Genomic DNA, 14,572 nt, shown 5'->3' with positions numbered 1-14,572 from the left:
CGTAATTGTATGGTTTCGACAAAGCACGCAAAACCGGACGTTTCATCCGCTGCTGCTGTGCATCCCCCAAAGCCCGTATTGCGCTGCAACCCCGCGCTCCCCACATGCGCTAGTAAGGGGCAGGGGGCTCTTGCCTAAATCGAACAAATATGGAACACTGCCGCGCATGTCACTTAATACAATCTCCGTCCGCGGCGCTCGTGAACACAACCTCAAGGGAATCGATATTGATCTCCCGCGCGATAGCCTGATCGTCATCACCGGCCTGTCCGGTTCGGGCAAATCCAGCCTCGCGTTCGATACGATCTATGCCGAAGGGCAGCGCCGCTATGTTGAGAGTCTCTCGGCCTATGCGCGCCAGTTCCTCGAAATGATGCAAAAGCCCGATGTCGAACATATCGACGGCCTCAGCCCCGCCATCAGCATCGAACAGAAGACCACCAGCCGCAACCCGCGCTCCACCGTGGCGACTGTCACCGAAATCTACGATTACATGCGCCTGCTCTGGGCGCGCATCGGCGTGCCCTACAGCCCCGCCACCGGCCTGCCGATCGCCGCGCAAACCGTCAGCCAGATGGTTGATCGCGTGATGGCCCTGCCCGAAGGCACCCGCGCCTATCTCCTCGCGCCCGCCGTGCGTGGCCGCAAGGGCGAATACCGCAAGGAACTGCTCGAATGGCAGAAAGCGGGCTACACCCGCGTCCGTATCAATGGCGAAATGATGGCCATCGAAGATGCGCCCGCGCTCGATAAAAAGCTCAAGCACGATATCGAAGTGGTGGTTGATCGCATCGCGGTCAAAGATGGCATCCAAACCCGCCTCGCCGACAGCTTCGAACAAGCGCTGAAATTGGCCGATGGGCTGGTGTATATCGACCTTGCGGATACGACGGTGGCGGAGCTTTCTCCCCTCCCGCAGGCGGGAGGGGCCGGGGGTGGGCCTGTGCCAGAAATGGCATCAGAACCTGCCAAGAAATCCGGCATGAAGAAAACCGGTCTCCCCGCCAACCGCATCGTGTTCTCCGAAAAGTTCGCCTGCCCCGTCAGCGGCTTCACCATCGATGCGCTCGAACCGCGCTTGTTCTCGTTCAACGCCCCCCAGGGCGCATGCCCCGCGTGCGATGGCCTTGGCGAAAAGCTGCTGTTCGATCCGCAACTCGTCGTCCCCAACGAAAACCTGTCCCTGAAGCAGGGCGCAATCGTCCCCTGGGCAAAGTCCAACCCGCCGTCGCCCTATTACATGCAGGTCCTCGCCAGCCTCGCGGGCCACTTCGGCTTCAAGCTGGAAACGCCGTGGTCCCAACTGCCGGGCGAAGTCCAGCTCATCATCCTCTACGGCACCGGCGGCAAGGCCGTGCCGCTCACCTTCATCGATGGCAAGAAGTCCTACACCGTCCAAAAGGCGTTCGAAGGCGTCATCGGCAACCTCAACCGCCGCCTCCTGCAAACCGAGAGCGCGTGGATGCGCGAGGAGCTTAACAAGTTCCAGACCGCGCAACCGTGCGAAACCTGCGAAGGCAAGCGCCTCAAACCCGAAGCGCTCAGCGTCAAGGTTGCGGGCACCGATATCTCCACCGTCACGCACTTCTCGGTCGCCGCTGCGGTTGAATGGTACGGCGCGCTCGATGCCCAGCTCACCAGCCAGCAAAGCCAGATCGCCAAGTCCATCCTCAAGGAAATCAACGAGCGCCTCGGCTTCCTCAACAACGTCGGCCTCGATTACCTCAACCTTGATCGCACCTCGGGCACGCTCTCGGGCGGCGAAAGCCAGCGCATCCGCTTGGCCAGCCAGATCGGCTCTGGCCTCTCGGGCGTGCTCTACGTGCTCGATGAACCCTCCATCGGCCTGCACCAGCGCGATAATGACCGCCTGCTGATCACGCTCAAGCGCCTGCGCGATCTTGGCAATACGGTGATCGTGGTGGAGCATGACGAAGACGCCATCCGCACCGCCGATCACGTGGTCGATCTCGGCCCCGGCGCGGGCGTCCACGGCGGCCAGATCGTCGCGCAGGGCAAGTTGCAAGACATTCTTGACAGCCCTGACAGCCTCACCGGCCAATACCTCACCGGCACCCGCCGCATCGAAGTTCCCAAAAAGCGCCGCAAGGGCAACGGCCTGTTCATCAGTGTTGAGGGCGCGCGCGCCAACAATCTGCAAAACGTCAGCGCAAAGATCCCGCTTGGCACCTTCACCTGTGTCACCGGCGTGTCCGGCTCGGGCAAGTCCAGCTTCACCATCGATACGCTCCACGCCGGAGCCGCGCGCCAATTGAACGGCGCGCGCGTGATCGCAGGCGCGCATGATGCGATCAAAGGCCTCGAACACTGCGACAAGGTGATCGAGATTGACCAGTCCCCCATCGGCCGCACCCCGCGCTCAAACCCTGCCACCTACACCGGCAGCTTCACCCTGATCCGCGATTGGTTCGCAGGCCTGCCCGAATCCGCCGCGCGCGGGTACAAGCCGGGCCGGTTCAGCTTCAATGTCAAAGGCGGGCGCTGTGAAAAGTGCACCGGCGATGGCCTGATCAAGATCGAAATGCACTTCCTGCCCGACGTTTACGTGACGTGCGAGGAGTGTGACGGCAAACGTTACAACCGCGAGACGCTTGAGGTGAAATTCAAGGGCCACTCCATCGCCGATATCCTTGATATGACGATCGAGGACGCCGAGGAATTCTTCAAAGCCGTGCCCCCGATCCGCGACCGGATGCACATGCTCAACGAAGTCGGCCTCGGCTATGTCAAAGTCGGCCAGCAGGCCACCACGCTGTCAGGCGGCGAAGCGCAACGCGTCAAACTCGCCAAGGAACTCGCCCGCCGCTCCACCGGCCAAACGCTCTACATCCTTGATGAACCCACCACCGGCCTCCACTTCGAAGACGTGCGCAAACTCCTCGAAGTGCTCCACCGCCTCGTCGAACAAGGCAACAGCGTCGTCGTGATCGAACACAACCTCGACGTGATCAAAACCGCCGACTGGATCATCGACCTCGGCCCCGAAGGCGGCGTGCGCGGCGGTGAAATCGTGGCCGAAGGCACGCCGGAAGTTGTGGCGAAGAACGCCCGCAGCTTCACGGGGCACTATCTGGCGCCGTTGCTGGTGCGATGAGGGTGTCACCCCTTGAGGGGACAGGGTTGGGAGAGGGGGCGCGCGCAAAGTGTGTGGCAAAGCCCGTTCCCTCACCATCCATTCCCGTCTTCCCGGGTCTGACCCGGGATGGGGCTTTTTTTCGGACGACCGATGCGGAGCCGCGGTGGGGTAAGAGAGAGCAGGAAAGGCTGTTTCGCGCGGAGATTCGGAGAAATGGAGTTCGCCCAAAGGCGCAAAGACACGAAGGGGAAGGCGCGAAGGGCCACGGATTGCGAAATCTAGCTTGCCCTTGTGGTGTCGCCCACAGGCGCGAGTTAAGTATACTGTCCCCGAAACTCCCGAAACTCTCCCTGTCCCCGAAACTCTCCCCGAAACTCACGTGAGCAAACATAACCTCAACTTAACCAAAATTATTGAAATCTCGTTAAATTTCAGGATTCTTTAAACAGCGAATTTAAAAAATTTGATTTCATTTCCTGATCTTTGCCAATGCCAGATCGTATTGCCTTTATAGACTTGAATTCGTTTTCGGTGAACTTCGTAATTTTTGTTTTTTCCAAGATATCCATAGGTATATCGGATATAAGAATTTCAAAGGTATTTCCTTCAAGTGAATTTATTCCAATATCGATCTCACGAATGAAACTATCATCTCCGACTCGCTTCCCAGCAGAAATAGCGAATTTTTCCAGCTCATCGAAGTCCAAAGTGCCGAAGTCTTGCATTATTTCAGGGTAAAATCGCCGCATTGCCGAAATGAAATTCCAAGCAGGGCCTGCCGAAAGATGAAAAACACGAAATCCATTTGAGTTTTTATTTAGTATTATGCTTCTAAATCTTCCAAACAATGGGTGAATTTTAGCAGAAGTTAACCCATATTTCTCAATGTAGTTATCGGAATTTCTGGCTACCCAACTTGGTTCTAGCTGAGAAGATGCCATATCGTACAGCATTGATAAGACATTATCCCAATGCCTTGTGCAAACTTCATCTATAAATGTGTCTCGTACGTCTTCTGGGCAATGTGCCAAAAACAAAGCTGTGAAGTATTCCTGAAACGATCTGTGAACAAAAAAGTAAGACAAGCCTTCTCTTTGAAGTAAGCAAACAGCCTCTTCTAGGTCAAAAATTAAATCATTAAAAGAAATGTCAATGTTTTCATAACGTATAGCATCTTTGACATGCTGTATTAGTTCTATTTTGTTAAATTCAATCTTTTCAAGCACATAAGTTTTTAAACAAAAAATTGAAAAAATTCGCGAAAAAGAGTCAATTTGTAAATTAGATTTTCTTTGTCTATCGTACTGCTCTTTCATAGCATCATGCTTATGGAATAAAGTTTCAAATGCCTTGTTGTAAAAAAAGGTGAATTTTATCTGGAATGTTTGCATTTTCTTCAAATGTTAGTAGCATTAGAATTGCAAGTAAAGGGGTGGATAAAAAACTCTCGTGAGTTTCATACAATCCTCCCTTTTTGATCTTTTCAATAAATCTTCTTTTTGTCCCGGAGTCATAGTTTAATTTACTAATTAATTCTATAACTTGAGTTTTAGCCATTGGTAGTATTTTAAAAGTTCTGAAGGACCTCCATGAGTCAAAGCGTTCATCAGGTCGCCCAGATACGATAAATGAATTTTTCGGGTATTGACTGCTTAAAGTAAGTATCTGATCCTCAATTATGGGTCTGATCTCGTGGTTTAACTCATCGAAACCATCCAATATAAAGCAAAATGCACCATTTTCTAATCCTTTTTCAAGTGAAGACCGGTTTACGTCAGAATTTTGTTTATAATTTAAGTGGATATAGTCAATAATATTTGGTGATTTAATCCTATTCAAATGCCGTAATTCGCAAAAAAGCGGAATTTTTCCATTTGGATTTTCGAACAGATGGAGCGATATAAGCTTCATCAGCATACTTTTTCCGTAGCCGGCGCTTGCAGAAACTACGATTTTTGATCTTCGTGATGCTAAATCAACAATATAGTCGTGATCAAAAACTTCGTCTTTCTTTTTTTGTAATTTCGTCGTTACAAAATGATCTAGGATTTTTACTGGCTCTGAAGGATTTGCAAAGCTCTTAAATGTTGCTACGCGCTCATGAGTTTCTTCAAGATATTTACTATAGCCCTGTAGAGAAGACATAGCACCTATAAGCGCTTTACGTCCTGCGACTTTTAAACCAGATGAGGTTCGCGAAAATGCCTCAGAAAATATTTTGAAGGTTGCTGGAGTGGCAGCAGTTAGTATCTTGGCAAGATCCGCATCATTCATAGTTTGGCTCTTTCGCATTTTCTTAGTTTTGAGATGGTTTACAAGAAAATGTCAATAATGATATTTAATGAAAATATTTCTAAACATTTAGAGGGTGTTAAATATATGATTATCATGAAATTTATCGGATTTGCCAAAGTGCATTTTTCCTCTTTTCGATTTTTGCGCAGAGTAGAGAAATTTGCATTTCTGTCTATTTTAGTACAAGTTGGGAAAGCGCGTGCATTATACGCTCTGTGCGAGAGCCTTGATCTCGGTTATAGGCAACGCCGTATCGCAGAGGAAACGGTGGGCAATCATGGCCTTCAAGACCTTCAGTACCCGGCGTGAAGCCATCACGCTAGAAGACCTTGGCGCGCGGATCGCGCGGCGCGAGGCGGAGCTGGGCGGGGTGAATGTGCCTCGCAACGCTGGCACCCGCCGCACGCCCTCCAAACGCGCGTTGCTCAAAGCGATTGAGGACATCGGCGGCAAGTGGTGACGGGCATGAGCAGTATATTAAACTACCGCCCCGCCACTCACCCCCATCCAACTGCGGCTAAGGCAGCAAGCTGCCAAGCCTTCGTATCCTTCTTCCATCAAGGCGGAAGGGGAAGTGCTGCCAGATTGAAACCTTCCCCCTCGATGGGGGAAGGATACCGTAGCTTGCGGGCTTGCCCGCTAGCGCAGGTTGGATGGGGGTGCATGTTGCAGCACTCCGGCCAGAACCTGTGCCACGCCCTCGCTATTGTCCAAAACCTCGTTGTTCCAGAACCGCACCACGCGATAGCCTTCGCGCGCGATCATTGCATCGCGGGCGGCATCATCTGCGCCGCCATGTTGCCCGCCGTCAATTTCGATCACCAACCGCGCGCGATGGCTGGCGAAATCGCAAATGGCGTGGGCCAGCGGCACTTGGCGGCGAAAGCGCCATGGTGCGAACTGCGCCCGAAGCAATCGCCACATTGCGGCTTCGGCCAATGTGGGTTCGCGGCGCATCTTTCGGGCGCGGGTGATGGATAGGGGCGGGGGTGGTTTTTTCATTGTGGCGTTTTTTCACCCCCATCCAACTGCGGCTAAGGCAACAAGTTGCCAAGCCTTCGTATCCTTCCCCCATCAAGGGGGAAGGGAAAGTGCCGCCAGATTGAAACCTTCCCCCTCGATGGGGGAAGGATACCGTAGCTTGCGGGCTTGCCCGCTAGCGCAGGTTGGATGGGGAGGCATCTGACGCCACCCGTCAAACAGCTTTCCTACAAACCCCCATTCGCCTTACATATTCCCGCTTTGTTCCAGCAGGAGTGTTTGGCCATGCCCCGTTCCCCCGTTGTCGCCGATCAAACGCCCAGGTTATGTGAGCCTGCGTCCGGTTTCGGGCGGGGGTGGGTGCCGGTGGATCGGGATATCGGTTTGCCGGGGGAAGAAGAAACCCACCCCCGACCCCTCCCGCGAGCGGGAGGGGGGAAGAAGGGGGCAATCCCCCTCCCGCTTGCGGGAGGGGTTAGGGGTGGGCATTCGCCGACAGGCGAACCGGAGCCGGGCGCTTCGTTCGCCGAAGCAGAAACCCACCCCCGGCCCCTCCCGCAAGCGGGAGGGGGGAAGAAGGGGGCAATCCCCCTCCCGCAAGCGGGAGGGGCGGCAATCCCAGCCAATCCGCACAACGCTTTCACCCCGCAGCGCATGGGGCGCTTTCTTCACGCGCTCAGCCTGAATGGCAATGTCCGCCTTGCCGCGCAGGCTGCGGGCGTCTCGGCGCAGACGGTTTACATCAGGCGGCGGCGCGATGCGGTGTTTGCGGGGCTATGGGATGCGGCGCTGATCAACGCGCGCGAACAGGCTGAACAAGTGCTGGCGGATCGCGCGATCAACGGCGTCACCGAAACGATCTGGTTTCGCGGTGAGGCGGTGGGGCAGCGGCAGCGGTTTGATACGCGGCTCTTGCTGGCGCACCTCGGGCGGCTCGATACGCGGGCGTTGCAAGCGTCAGAGGCGGTGCAATTCAGCGCCCGCCGTTTCGATGATGTGCTGGATGGGATGATGCAAGGTCTTGATCCCGCCAGCGCCTCGGGCCTTGCCGATCCTGACCGCGAGGCGGCGCTGGCTGCCGAAGCCGATCAGGTGCAAAGCGATTACGAAGACGCCAACCCCGAGCCCTACTATGACAGCGAGGATCAGGCGTGGGATGTCTAGGCCGCCGGACTTGAGGCCTTGCGCGAAGCCACGCTAGACGCAGGCGCGCAAGAGTGGGACGAAGCCTGCGCTGCGCGCGATGCCCGGCTCGACGCCGCGCTTGGGCTGGATGGTGCGCCGATGGAGTACAAAAGCGCCGCAGGGGTGGCCGGATTGCCGCCCCTGAACAGTGTAAACCGTGTCAACCTGGCCGCTGATCAGCGCCCTTGTTGCGCCAGCAGTCGCAGCCGCAGGGCGTTCAGCTTGATGAAGCCGGCCGCGTCCTTCTGGTCGTATGCGCCCGCGTCATCCTCAAACGTCACGTGGCGTTCGGAATACAGGCTGTCGGGCGATTGGCGGCCCACAACCGAGGCCATGCCCTTGTACAGCTTCAACCGCACCGTGCCGTTGACGCGGGCCTGGCTGTGGTCGATCGCGGCTTGCAGCATCTCGCGTTCGGGCGCGAACCAGAAGCCGTTGTAGATCAGCTCGGCATATTTGGGCATCAGTTCGTCTTTAAGGTGCGCGGCACCCCGGTCGAGCGTGATGCTTTCAATGCCGCGATGTGCGCGGGCATAGATTTCGCCACCCGGCGTTTCATACATCCCGCGGCTCTTCATGCCGACAAAGCGGTTTTCAACAAGGTCCAACCGGCCAATGCCATGCTTGCGGCCCAGATCATTCAGCGCGGCAAGCAAAGTGGCAGGGCTCATCGCCTGCCCATTGAGGCCAACGCCGTCGCCGCGCTGGAAATCGATGGTGATATATTCAGGAGTGTCGGGCGCGTCTTCGGGATTGACGGTGCGCGAATAGACGTAGTCGGGCACTTCGGCCCACGGATCTTCCAGCACTTTGCCTTCGGACGAGGTGTGCAGCATGTTGGCATCGGTGCTGAACGGGCTTTCGCCGCGCTTGTCCTTGGGCACCGGAATCTGGTGCTTTTCAGCCCATGCGATCAGCGCGGTGCGGCTGGTCAGGTCCCATTCGCGCCACGGTGCAATCACCTTGATGCCGGGCTCCAGCGCATAGGCGGAAAGCTCGAAGCGCACCTGATCGTTGCCCTTGCCGGTGGCACCGTGCGACACCGCATCAGCGCCGGTTTCGCGGGCGATCTCGATCAGGCGCTTGGAGATCAGCGGGCGGGCGATAGAGGTGCCCAGCAGATAGTCGCCCTCATACCGCGCATTGGCGCGCATCATCGGGAACACGAAATCGCGCACGAATTCCTCGCGCAGATCGTCGATATAGATGTGATGATCGGGCACGCCCATCAGCTTGGCCTTGGCGCGCGCAGGCTCAAGCTCTTCGCCCTGGCCGAGGTCGGCGGTGAAGGTCACCACCTCGCAATTGTAGGTGACTTGCAGCCACTTGAGGATGACGGAGGTGTCGAGGCCGCCGGAATAAGCGAGAACGACCTTCTTGATATCGGACATGGGGCAAAGACTCACGAGGAAACAGCGCGCCGCGCGCCTAACAGGCGGTGCGCAACATCGCAACCTTTGGCTGGTCTTTACTCGGCGACCTCGCGCTCCAGATGCCAGCGCGGTGCCTCGTCCAGCGCGGCAAGGCGCGCGGCTTCGTGGCTGATGTAATCGCGGGTCATCGGCAGCGCGCTGCGGCGCTTCACGCTCTGGATGTGGAAGTTCACCATGCCGCCGTGCCGGAAGCTCTGCTCGGCACCCGCCAGATAGAACTGCCACATGCGGAACAGCCGCTCGTCATAAAGCGCAACGATTTCATCGCGGTGCAGCGTAGCGCGGCGATACCATTCGGCCAGGGTATAGGCATAGTGATAGCGCAAGACTTCCACATCGCCCACTTCCCAGCCGGTCTTCTCCAGCGCCGAGACCAGCTCGCTCATCGCCGGGATATAGCCGCCGGGGAAGATATACTTGCGCGTCCACTTGTCGGTCGTGCCGGGAGGCCCCGTCCGCCCGATGGTGTGGGTCAGCATAATGCCATCGGGATCGAGCAAGTCGCCCGTCTTGGCGAAGTATTCGGCAAAGTTGGGCGCGCCCACATGCTCGATCATGCCCACGCTGGTGATGCGGTCGAACTGGCCGGTCACGTCGCGGTAATCGATCAGCTGGAACTTGACCTTATCGGCCACGCCCGCCGCCGCTGCACGTTCCTGCGCAAACTTAACCTGATCGGGCGCAAGGCTCACGCCCAGCACCTCGCAGCCGAAGTGGCGGTTGAGATAGAGCCCGAGCCCGCCCCAGCCGCAGCCGATGTCCAGCACTCGCATCCCTTCGGCGCTGCCCGGCTCCAGCCGCAGCTTGGCGGCGATCAGCGCCTTCTTGTCGAGCTGCGCGCGCTCCAGCGTGTTCGCCGGATCGCGGAAATAGGCCATTGTATATTGCCGGTCCTCGTCAAGGAACTGCTCATAGAACTGGCGCGTCAGATCATAGTGGTGGACCACATTCTTCGACGCCTTGGCGCGCTGATTGAACTGGTCCGCCCGCGATGCGATCTGGCCGAACAGCTTACGCACCGGCCCCTTATGGTCAATCCCGCCGCTCGTCTTGGCATTGGCCATCACCAGCAGGATGAAGTCGCGGATGTCGTGCGGCGGCTCAACCACCATCCGCCCGTCCATATAGGCCTCGCCCGCGCCGACACGCGGATCGCGGGCGATGTGCATGGCCGCGCCCTTGTCGGTCAGCCGGATGGTGAGGGGGTTTGCGCCTGTGCCATAGGAATACACGTGCCCATCATGATCGATCACGATCAGCGGGCCAGTGCGGACGACCCGCTTCAACATTTGATTGAGCAGCCACATGCCAACAGGATAGGGACAATTGCTCGATTTTCAAGAGCAACCGTCACACCAGCCCAACGCCCTGATCAGCGGCAACGCGCGCTGCGCCGTTCGATTTCGCGGCCCAGCAAAGCGCCGCCAACCGCGCCAAGGATCGTGCCGGTGGCGCGCTCACCCCGGGTGTCAATCGTTCGGCCCAGCAAAGCCCCACCAGCCGCGCCAACCAGCAGGCCAGTCGTGCCATTGTTGCGCTTGCAGTAATAGCGTCCGTCTTTGCCGCGCCATATGGTGTCGTTGCTGTCCACCTGCCGGGGCTCGATATAGCGGCCACGGCTATCGTATTCGGGCCTGTTATTGTTGTTGCGGTCATCCGCCATGGCGGGGGCTGCGGCCACGCTGATTGCCACAAAAGCTGCTGCAAGGATCGACTTTTTCATGGTTTGCTCCCTTGGAAACTCGCCCGGCCCGAAACACGGGGCCTTGCGAGAACATGACAGGGTTTTACCAATTGATCCAATACATCAGATGAACATAAGTAACGATATGTTGCCGCAGGCTCGAACGCACGACACTCCGTTCACCTGATCAGACGAACGGTGCGCGCTATAGCTCCGTCAATAGTTCCACTGCACTTGCGCGCGCAGCACTTCGCCCTTTGCGCGGCCAAAGCGCCGATCATCGGCTTCGCGGCTGTTGATGTTGGCATAGCTCACCACCAACTCGAATTCCTTCATCGGCTGCCATTCCACGCCCAGTTCATATTCTTCGCCATCCAGCTGGGGCGCGTTTGCCACCGCCTTCCAGCCGCCGCGATAGCGCTGCCAGCGGGCAAAGGGGATGAATTGGCCGATACCGGTCTTGGGCATGCGATACATCGTCATCACATAACCGCCGGTGGAATCGCCCTCGTCGATGGCGCCGGTCACCGGGTTCCATTGCGGGCCGGTGCCCCACTTCCATTCGGCCTGGATGCCGAACGGGCGGGGATAGATCATCGCGTGGACGCCCACATGATTGTCGGTAAAGTTGGTCGCCGAAACGCCCCCGCTGCGCAATTCGGGGCGGAACTTGTTGATAATGCCTGATACGCCGATTTCGGCAACCTGACCTTCAAAGATGCCGCCCAGACCGTCCAGCTTGAACGGCATCGTTGCAAGGCCGACCATCATGTACGTGCCGTTGCGCTCGGTGCGGTTGGTCGTCTGGCCGTTATAAATGCCAAAGCCGACCGCGCCGTAATTGCCGAACAGCTTTTGTCCGTCCTTGGCCAGATCATCCCAGATCGCCTGAATCTTGGGGGGTGTGTAATAGGCCACGACGCCCAGATCGCGCTCGCCCGGCACCGGCTGGTTGATTGCATCGGTACGGTCCAGCGGTATGCGGTTTTGCGAGCTTTGCAGGTTCTCCCAGCCAAATGGCACCTTCGATTGGCCAAAACGCACACGGAAGGTCTTGGCTTCATCAAGGAACACGTCGGCATAGGCATCACGCATCTGGAAGTAGTGTAAACGCGATTCGCCGCTGGATTGCCCTGCGACAGAGGATGCCAGATCGCCTTGCATATAAAGCGAAACGCGGTTTGAAATGTCACCCTGCAAAACCAGACGGGCGCGGCGGATGGAAAGATTGCCGTTCTCGTTAATGCCTGAGTCCTGAACCGAACGCAGGCGCGATACGCCAGTCGGCGCCGTCTTCGGACCCGACAGAATCTCGTTCATGCGCAACTGGGTATATCCCCGGATTTGCAGCTTGTCGTACCAACCTTTCTTCTTTTCAGAAGGAGCGGGCGCGGGTGCAGGAACGGATGCCGCAGCAGCAACCTGGACAGGCTGGGCGGTTGTGTCGGGCGTTGCACTAACAACAGGCGGAGCGGTCACTTGTGCGGTCTGCATTGCGCGAACAATGGCTTTGAGCTCGTCCACCTGCCGCTGAAGGTCAGCAATCTTCGCATCGCTATCCTGCGGCGTTGATTGGGCCTGCGCCACGCCTGCTGCGCTCAGGAAAACGCTCACCACCAGCGCTGCGCGGAATGCCTTGCCCGTCATGTCTATCGAATCTCCAAAACTTGCGTTGAGGAGCCGCTAGAGCGTTAAAATGACGGATATGTGACAGTAGATTGACATGTTGAGCTGCTGCCGTGGTCTAAGATAGGCATTCAAGCATATGGATAACAACGATAATGCCGAATGTTACACAATGGAAACATTAGTCAGAAATATGTCTTCCAATTGAAAAATAAAAACGTGCGCGGCACGTGGTGCACCGTCATTTGCCCATCGGCATTTGCCCATCGTGACTTAATCGCACACACCTGCTAACGGCCCTCCGGTGCGCACCGCACCGCTTCCATTCAAAGACCGACATGACCGACCTTTCGCTGATCCGTAACTTTTCCATCATCGCCCATATCGACCATGGCAAGTCGACACTGGCTGACCGCCTGATCCAGTTCACAGGCGGCCTATCCGCGCGTGAGATGAGCGAGCAGGTGCTCGACAATATGGACATCGAACGCGAACGCGGGATCACGATCAAGGCGCAAACCGTGCGGCTGGATTATACCGGCAAGGACGGGCGCACCTATCAGCTCAACCTGATGGACACGCCGGGCCACGTCGACTTTGCCTATGAAGTCAGCCGCAGCTTGGCCGCCTGCGAAGGCGCGCTGCTGGTTGTCGATGCGGCACAAGGCGTCGAAGCGCAGACGCTGGCCAACGTCTATCAATCCATCGAACACGATCATGAAATCGTGCCGGTCATCAACAAGATCGATCTGCCCGCTGCCGAGCCTGAAAAGGTCAAGGCCGAGATCGAGGACGTGATCGGCATTGATGCCAGCCAAGCGGTGATGACCAGCGCCAAATCCGGCATCGGCATCGAAGAAGTGCTTGATGCCATCGTGGCGCGCATCCCACCTCCGGGTGGTGATCGCGATGCCCCGCTCACCGCGATGCTGGTCGATTCATGGTACGATCAATACCTCGGCGTCGTCATCCTCGTGCGCGTGATCAATGGCGTTATCCGCAAGGGATTGCAGGTCAAGTTCATGGCCGGTGGTACCGAACATCTGATCGACCGCGTCGGCTGCATGCGCCCCAAGATTGAAATTCTGGACGAACTTGGCCCCGGCGAAATCGGCTTCATCACCGCGCAGATCAAGGAAGTGGCGCAAGCCCGCGTGGGTGATACGATCACCACGGTCAAGAACGGCTCCACCAAGGCGCTGCCCGGCTTCAAGGAAGTGCAGCCGGTGGTGTTCTGCGGCATCTTCCCGGTTGACGCGGCAGAGTTTGAAAAGCTGCGCGAAAGCATCAGCCGCCTGCGCCTCAATGATGCCAGTTTCAGCTTCGAAATGGAATCAAGCGCGGCGCTCGGCTTCGGCTTCCGCTGCGGGTTCCTCGGCTTGCTGCACTTGGAGATCATTCAGGAGCGCCTCAGCCGCGAATATGATCTTGATCTGATCACCACCGCGCCATCGGTGGTCTATCGCATCCAGCTCAACAAAAGCCGCACCGATGATGCGCGCGAAATCATGCTGCACAATCCGGCGGATTATCCCGATCCCAGCCGGATTATGCAGATTGATGAGCCGTGGATCAAAGGCACGATCTACACGCCCGATGAATACCTCGGCTCGATTCTGAAGCTCTGTCAGGACCGGCGCGGCATCCAGACCGGCCTCACGTATGTCGGCGGTCGCGCGCAAGTCACTTATGAATTGCCGCTCAACGAAGTGGTGTTCGATTTCTATGATCGCCTGAAATCGATCAGCCGTGGCTATGCCAGCTTCGATTATGAACAGATCGGCCTGCGCGAAGGCGATCTCGTCAAGATGAGTATTCTCGTCAACAACGAGCCGGTCGATGCGCTCTCGATGATCGTCCACCGCAGCGCCGCCGAAGCACGCGGACGCCACATGTGCGAACGCCTCAAAGACCTGATCCCGCGCCACTTGTTCAAGATTCCGGTGCAAGCTGCCATCGGCGGCAAGGTCGTCGCCCGCGAAACCATTGCCGCGATGCGCAAGGACGTGACCGCCAAATGCTATGGCGGGGACATCAGCCGCAAAAAGAAGCTTCTGGAAAAGCAGAAGAAGGGCAAGGCCCGCATGCGCGAATACGGCAACGTGTCCATCCCGCAAGAAGCCTTCATCGCCGCGCTGCGGATGGGCGAGGAGTAGGGAAAGTCGATTTACGCCAAAGGTTTTGGTGCATATCCCCATCAGATACGTAACCCGGAGTTCAGCATGACGGGACTCTATCCTTAAGCTCTCGCGCCCCTCCCACCGTTCGACA

General features: G+C 57.2%; 11 protein-coding genes. 4 read left to right on the top strand and 7 right to left on the bottom strand.

From position 1 onward, the window contains the following. Window positions 1–166: 166 nt before the first annotated feature. Window positions 167–3,115, top strand: coding sequence for an excinuclease ABC subunit UvrA (gene uvrA / locus IP81_RS08010; protein ID WP_054107458.1), 2,949 nt, complete (start codon window positions 167–169; stop codon window positions 3,113–3,115). A 413-nt stretch (window positions 3,116–3,528) separates the two neighbouring features. Here the strand turns inward: uvrA and IP81_RS20145 are convergent, their stop codons facing one another. Together IP81_RS20145 and IP81_RS19605 are read right to left on the bottom strand one after the other, a co-directional pair. Continuing rightward, a complete protein-coding gene (locus IP81_RS20145; RefSeq protein WP_157573131.1) occupies window positions 3,529–4,413 on the bottom strand; it encodes a hypothetical protein in 885 nt (294 codons plus the stop codon). 25 nt (window positions 4,414–4,438) lie between these two features. Beyond that, the gene (locus IP81_RS19605; protein ID WP_197274571.1) at window positions 4,439–5,371 is read right to left on the bottom strand and encodes an NACHT domain-containing NTPase; all 933 of its coding nucleotides are present in this window, start codon (window positions 5,369–5,371) and stop codon (window positions 4,439–4,441) included. A 298-nt stretch (window positions 5,372–5,669) separates the two neighbouring features. Here IP81_RS19605 and IP81_RS07995 point away from each other — a divergent pair, with 298 nt between their 5' ends. After that, a complete protein-coding gene (locus IP81_RS07995; protein ID WP_054107455.1) occupies window positions 5,670–5,852 on the top strand; it encodes a hypothetical protein in 183 nt (60 codons plus the stop codon). A gap of 179 nt (window positions 5,853–6,031) precedes the next feature. Here the strand turns inward: IP81_RS07995 and IP81_RS07990 are convergent, their stop codons facing one another. After that, entirely contained in the window at window positions 6,032–6,394 is a 363-nt protein-coding gene (locus tag IP81_RS07990) for an endonuclease domain-containing protein (RefSeq protein ID WP_054107454.1), read from the bottom strand. Window positions 6,395–7,027: 633 nt separating this feature from the next. Between IP81_RS07990 and IP81_RS07985 the strand changes: the two genes are divergently transcribed. Further along, window positions 7,028–7,537 (top strand): hypothetical protein, encoded by a 510-nt coding sequence (locus IP81_RS07985; protein WP_054107453.1) that lies wholly within the window; start codon window positions 7,028–7,030, stop codon window positions 7,535–7,537. A 197-nt stretch (window positions 7,538–7,734) separates the two neighbouring features. Here IP81_RS07985 and IP81_RS07980 read toward each other — a convergent pair whose 3' ends face one another. The 4 genes from IP81_RS07980 to IP81_RS07965 all read right to left on the bottom strand — a co-directional run bounded on the left by IP81_RS07980 (window position 7,735) and on the right by IP81_RS07965 (window position 12,322). Next, window positions 7,735–8,949, bottom strand: coding sequence for an argininosuccinate synthase (locus IP81_RS07980; RefSeq protein WP_054107452.1), 1,215 nt, complete (start codon window positions 8,947–8,949; stop codon window positions 7,735–7,737). 77 nt (window positions 8,950–9,026) lie between these two features. Further along, entirely contained in the window at window positions 9,027–10,298 is a 1,272-nt protein-coding gene (locus IP81_RS07975; RefSeq protein WP_054107451.1) for a cyclopropane-fatty-acyl-phospholipid synthase family protein, read from the bottom strand. 65 nt (window positions 10,299–10,363) lie between these two features. Then, complete coding sequence (locus tag IP81_RS07970) at window positions 10,364–10,714, bottom strand: glycine zipper 2TM domain-containing protein (RefSeq protein ID WP_054107450.1); 351 nt, start codon at window positions 10,712–10,714, stop codon at window positions 10,364–10,366. Between the two features lie 177 nt (window positions 10,715–10,891). Continuing rightward, window positions 10,892–12,322, bottom strand: coding sequence for a porin (locus tag IP81_RS07965; protein ID WP_054107449.1), 1,431 nt, complete (start codon window positions 12,320–12,322; stop codon window positions 10,892–10,894). A gap of 317 nt (window positions 12,323–12,639) precedes the next feature. Here IP81_RS07965 and lepA point away from each other — a divergent pair, with 317 nt between their 5' ends. After that, window positions 12,640–14,457, top strand: coding sequence for a translation elongation factor 4 (gene lepA, locus IP81_RS07960; RefSeq protein WP_054107448.1), 1,818 nt, complete (start codon window positions 12,640–12,642; stop codon window positions 14,455–14,457). Window positions 14,458–14,572: the final 115 nt, after the last annotated feature.

The sequence above is a fragment of the Novosphingobium sp. AAP83 genome, from assembly GCF_001295795.1.
Classification (GTDB): domain Bacteria; phylum Pseudomonadota; class Alphaproteobacteria; order Sphingomonadales; family Sphingomonadaceae; genus Novosphingobium.
Note: the sequence above shows the minus strand (reverse complement) of the source record. Positions and strands in the feature narration are given on the sequence as shown.

Coding starts and splice junctions, on each gene's coding strand:
- IP81_RS07985 (WP_054107453.1), top strand. CDS start 7,028: ATGGGGCGCTTTCTTCACGCGCTCAGCCTGAATGGCAATGTCCGCCTT.
- IP81_RS07990 (WP_054107454.1), bottom strand. CDS start 6,394: ATGAAAAAACCACCCCCGCCCCTATCCATCACCCGCGCCCGAAAGATG.
- uvrA (WP_054107458.1), top strand. CDS start 167: ATGTCACTTAATACAATCTCCGTCCGCGGCGCTCGTGAACACAACCTC.
- IP81_RS19605 (WP_197274571.1), bottom strand. CDS start 5,371: ATGAATGATGCGGATCTTGCCAAGATACTAACTGCTGCCACTCCAGCA.
- IP81_RS07995 (WP_054107455.1), top strand. CDS start 5,670: ATGGCCTTCAAGACCTTCAGTACCCGGCGTGAAGCCATCACGCTAGAA.
- IP81_RS20145 (WP_157573131.1), bottom strand. CDS start 4,413: ATGAAAGAGCAGTACGATAGACAAAGAAAATCTAATTTACAAATTGAC.
- IP81_RS07975 (WP_054107451.1), bottom strand. CDS start 10,298: ATGTGGCTGCTCAATCAAATGTTGAAGCGGGTCGTCCGCACTGGCCCG.
- IP81_RS07980 (WP_054107452.1), bottom strand. CDS start 8,949: ATGTCCGATATCAAGAAGGTCGTTCTCGCTTATTCCGGCGGCCTCGAC.
- lepA (WP_054107448.1), top strand. CDS start 12,640: ATGACCGACCTTTCGCTGATCCGTAACTTTTCCATCATCGCCCATATC.
- IP81_RS07970 (WP_054107450.1), bottom strand. CDS start 10,714: ATGAAAAAGTCGATCCTTGCAGCAGCTTTTGTGGCAATCAGCGTGGCC.
- IP81_RS07965 (WP_054107449.1), bottom strand. CDS start 12,322: ATGACGGGCAAGGCATTCCGCGCAGCGCTGGTGGTGAGCGTTTTCCTG.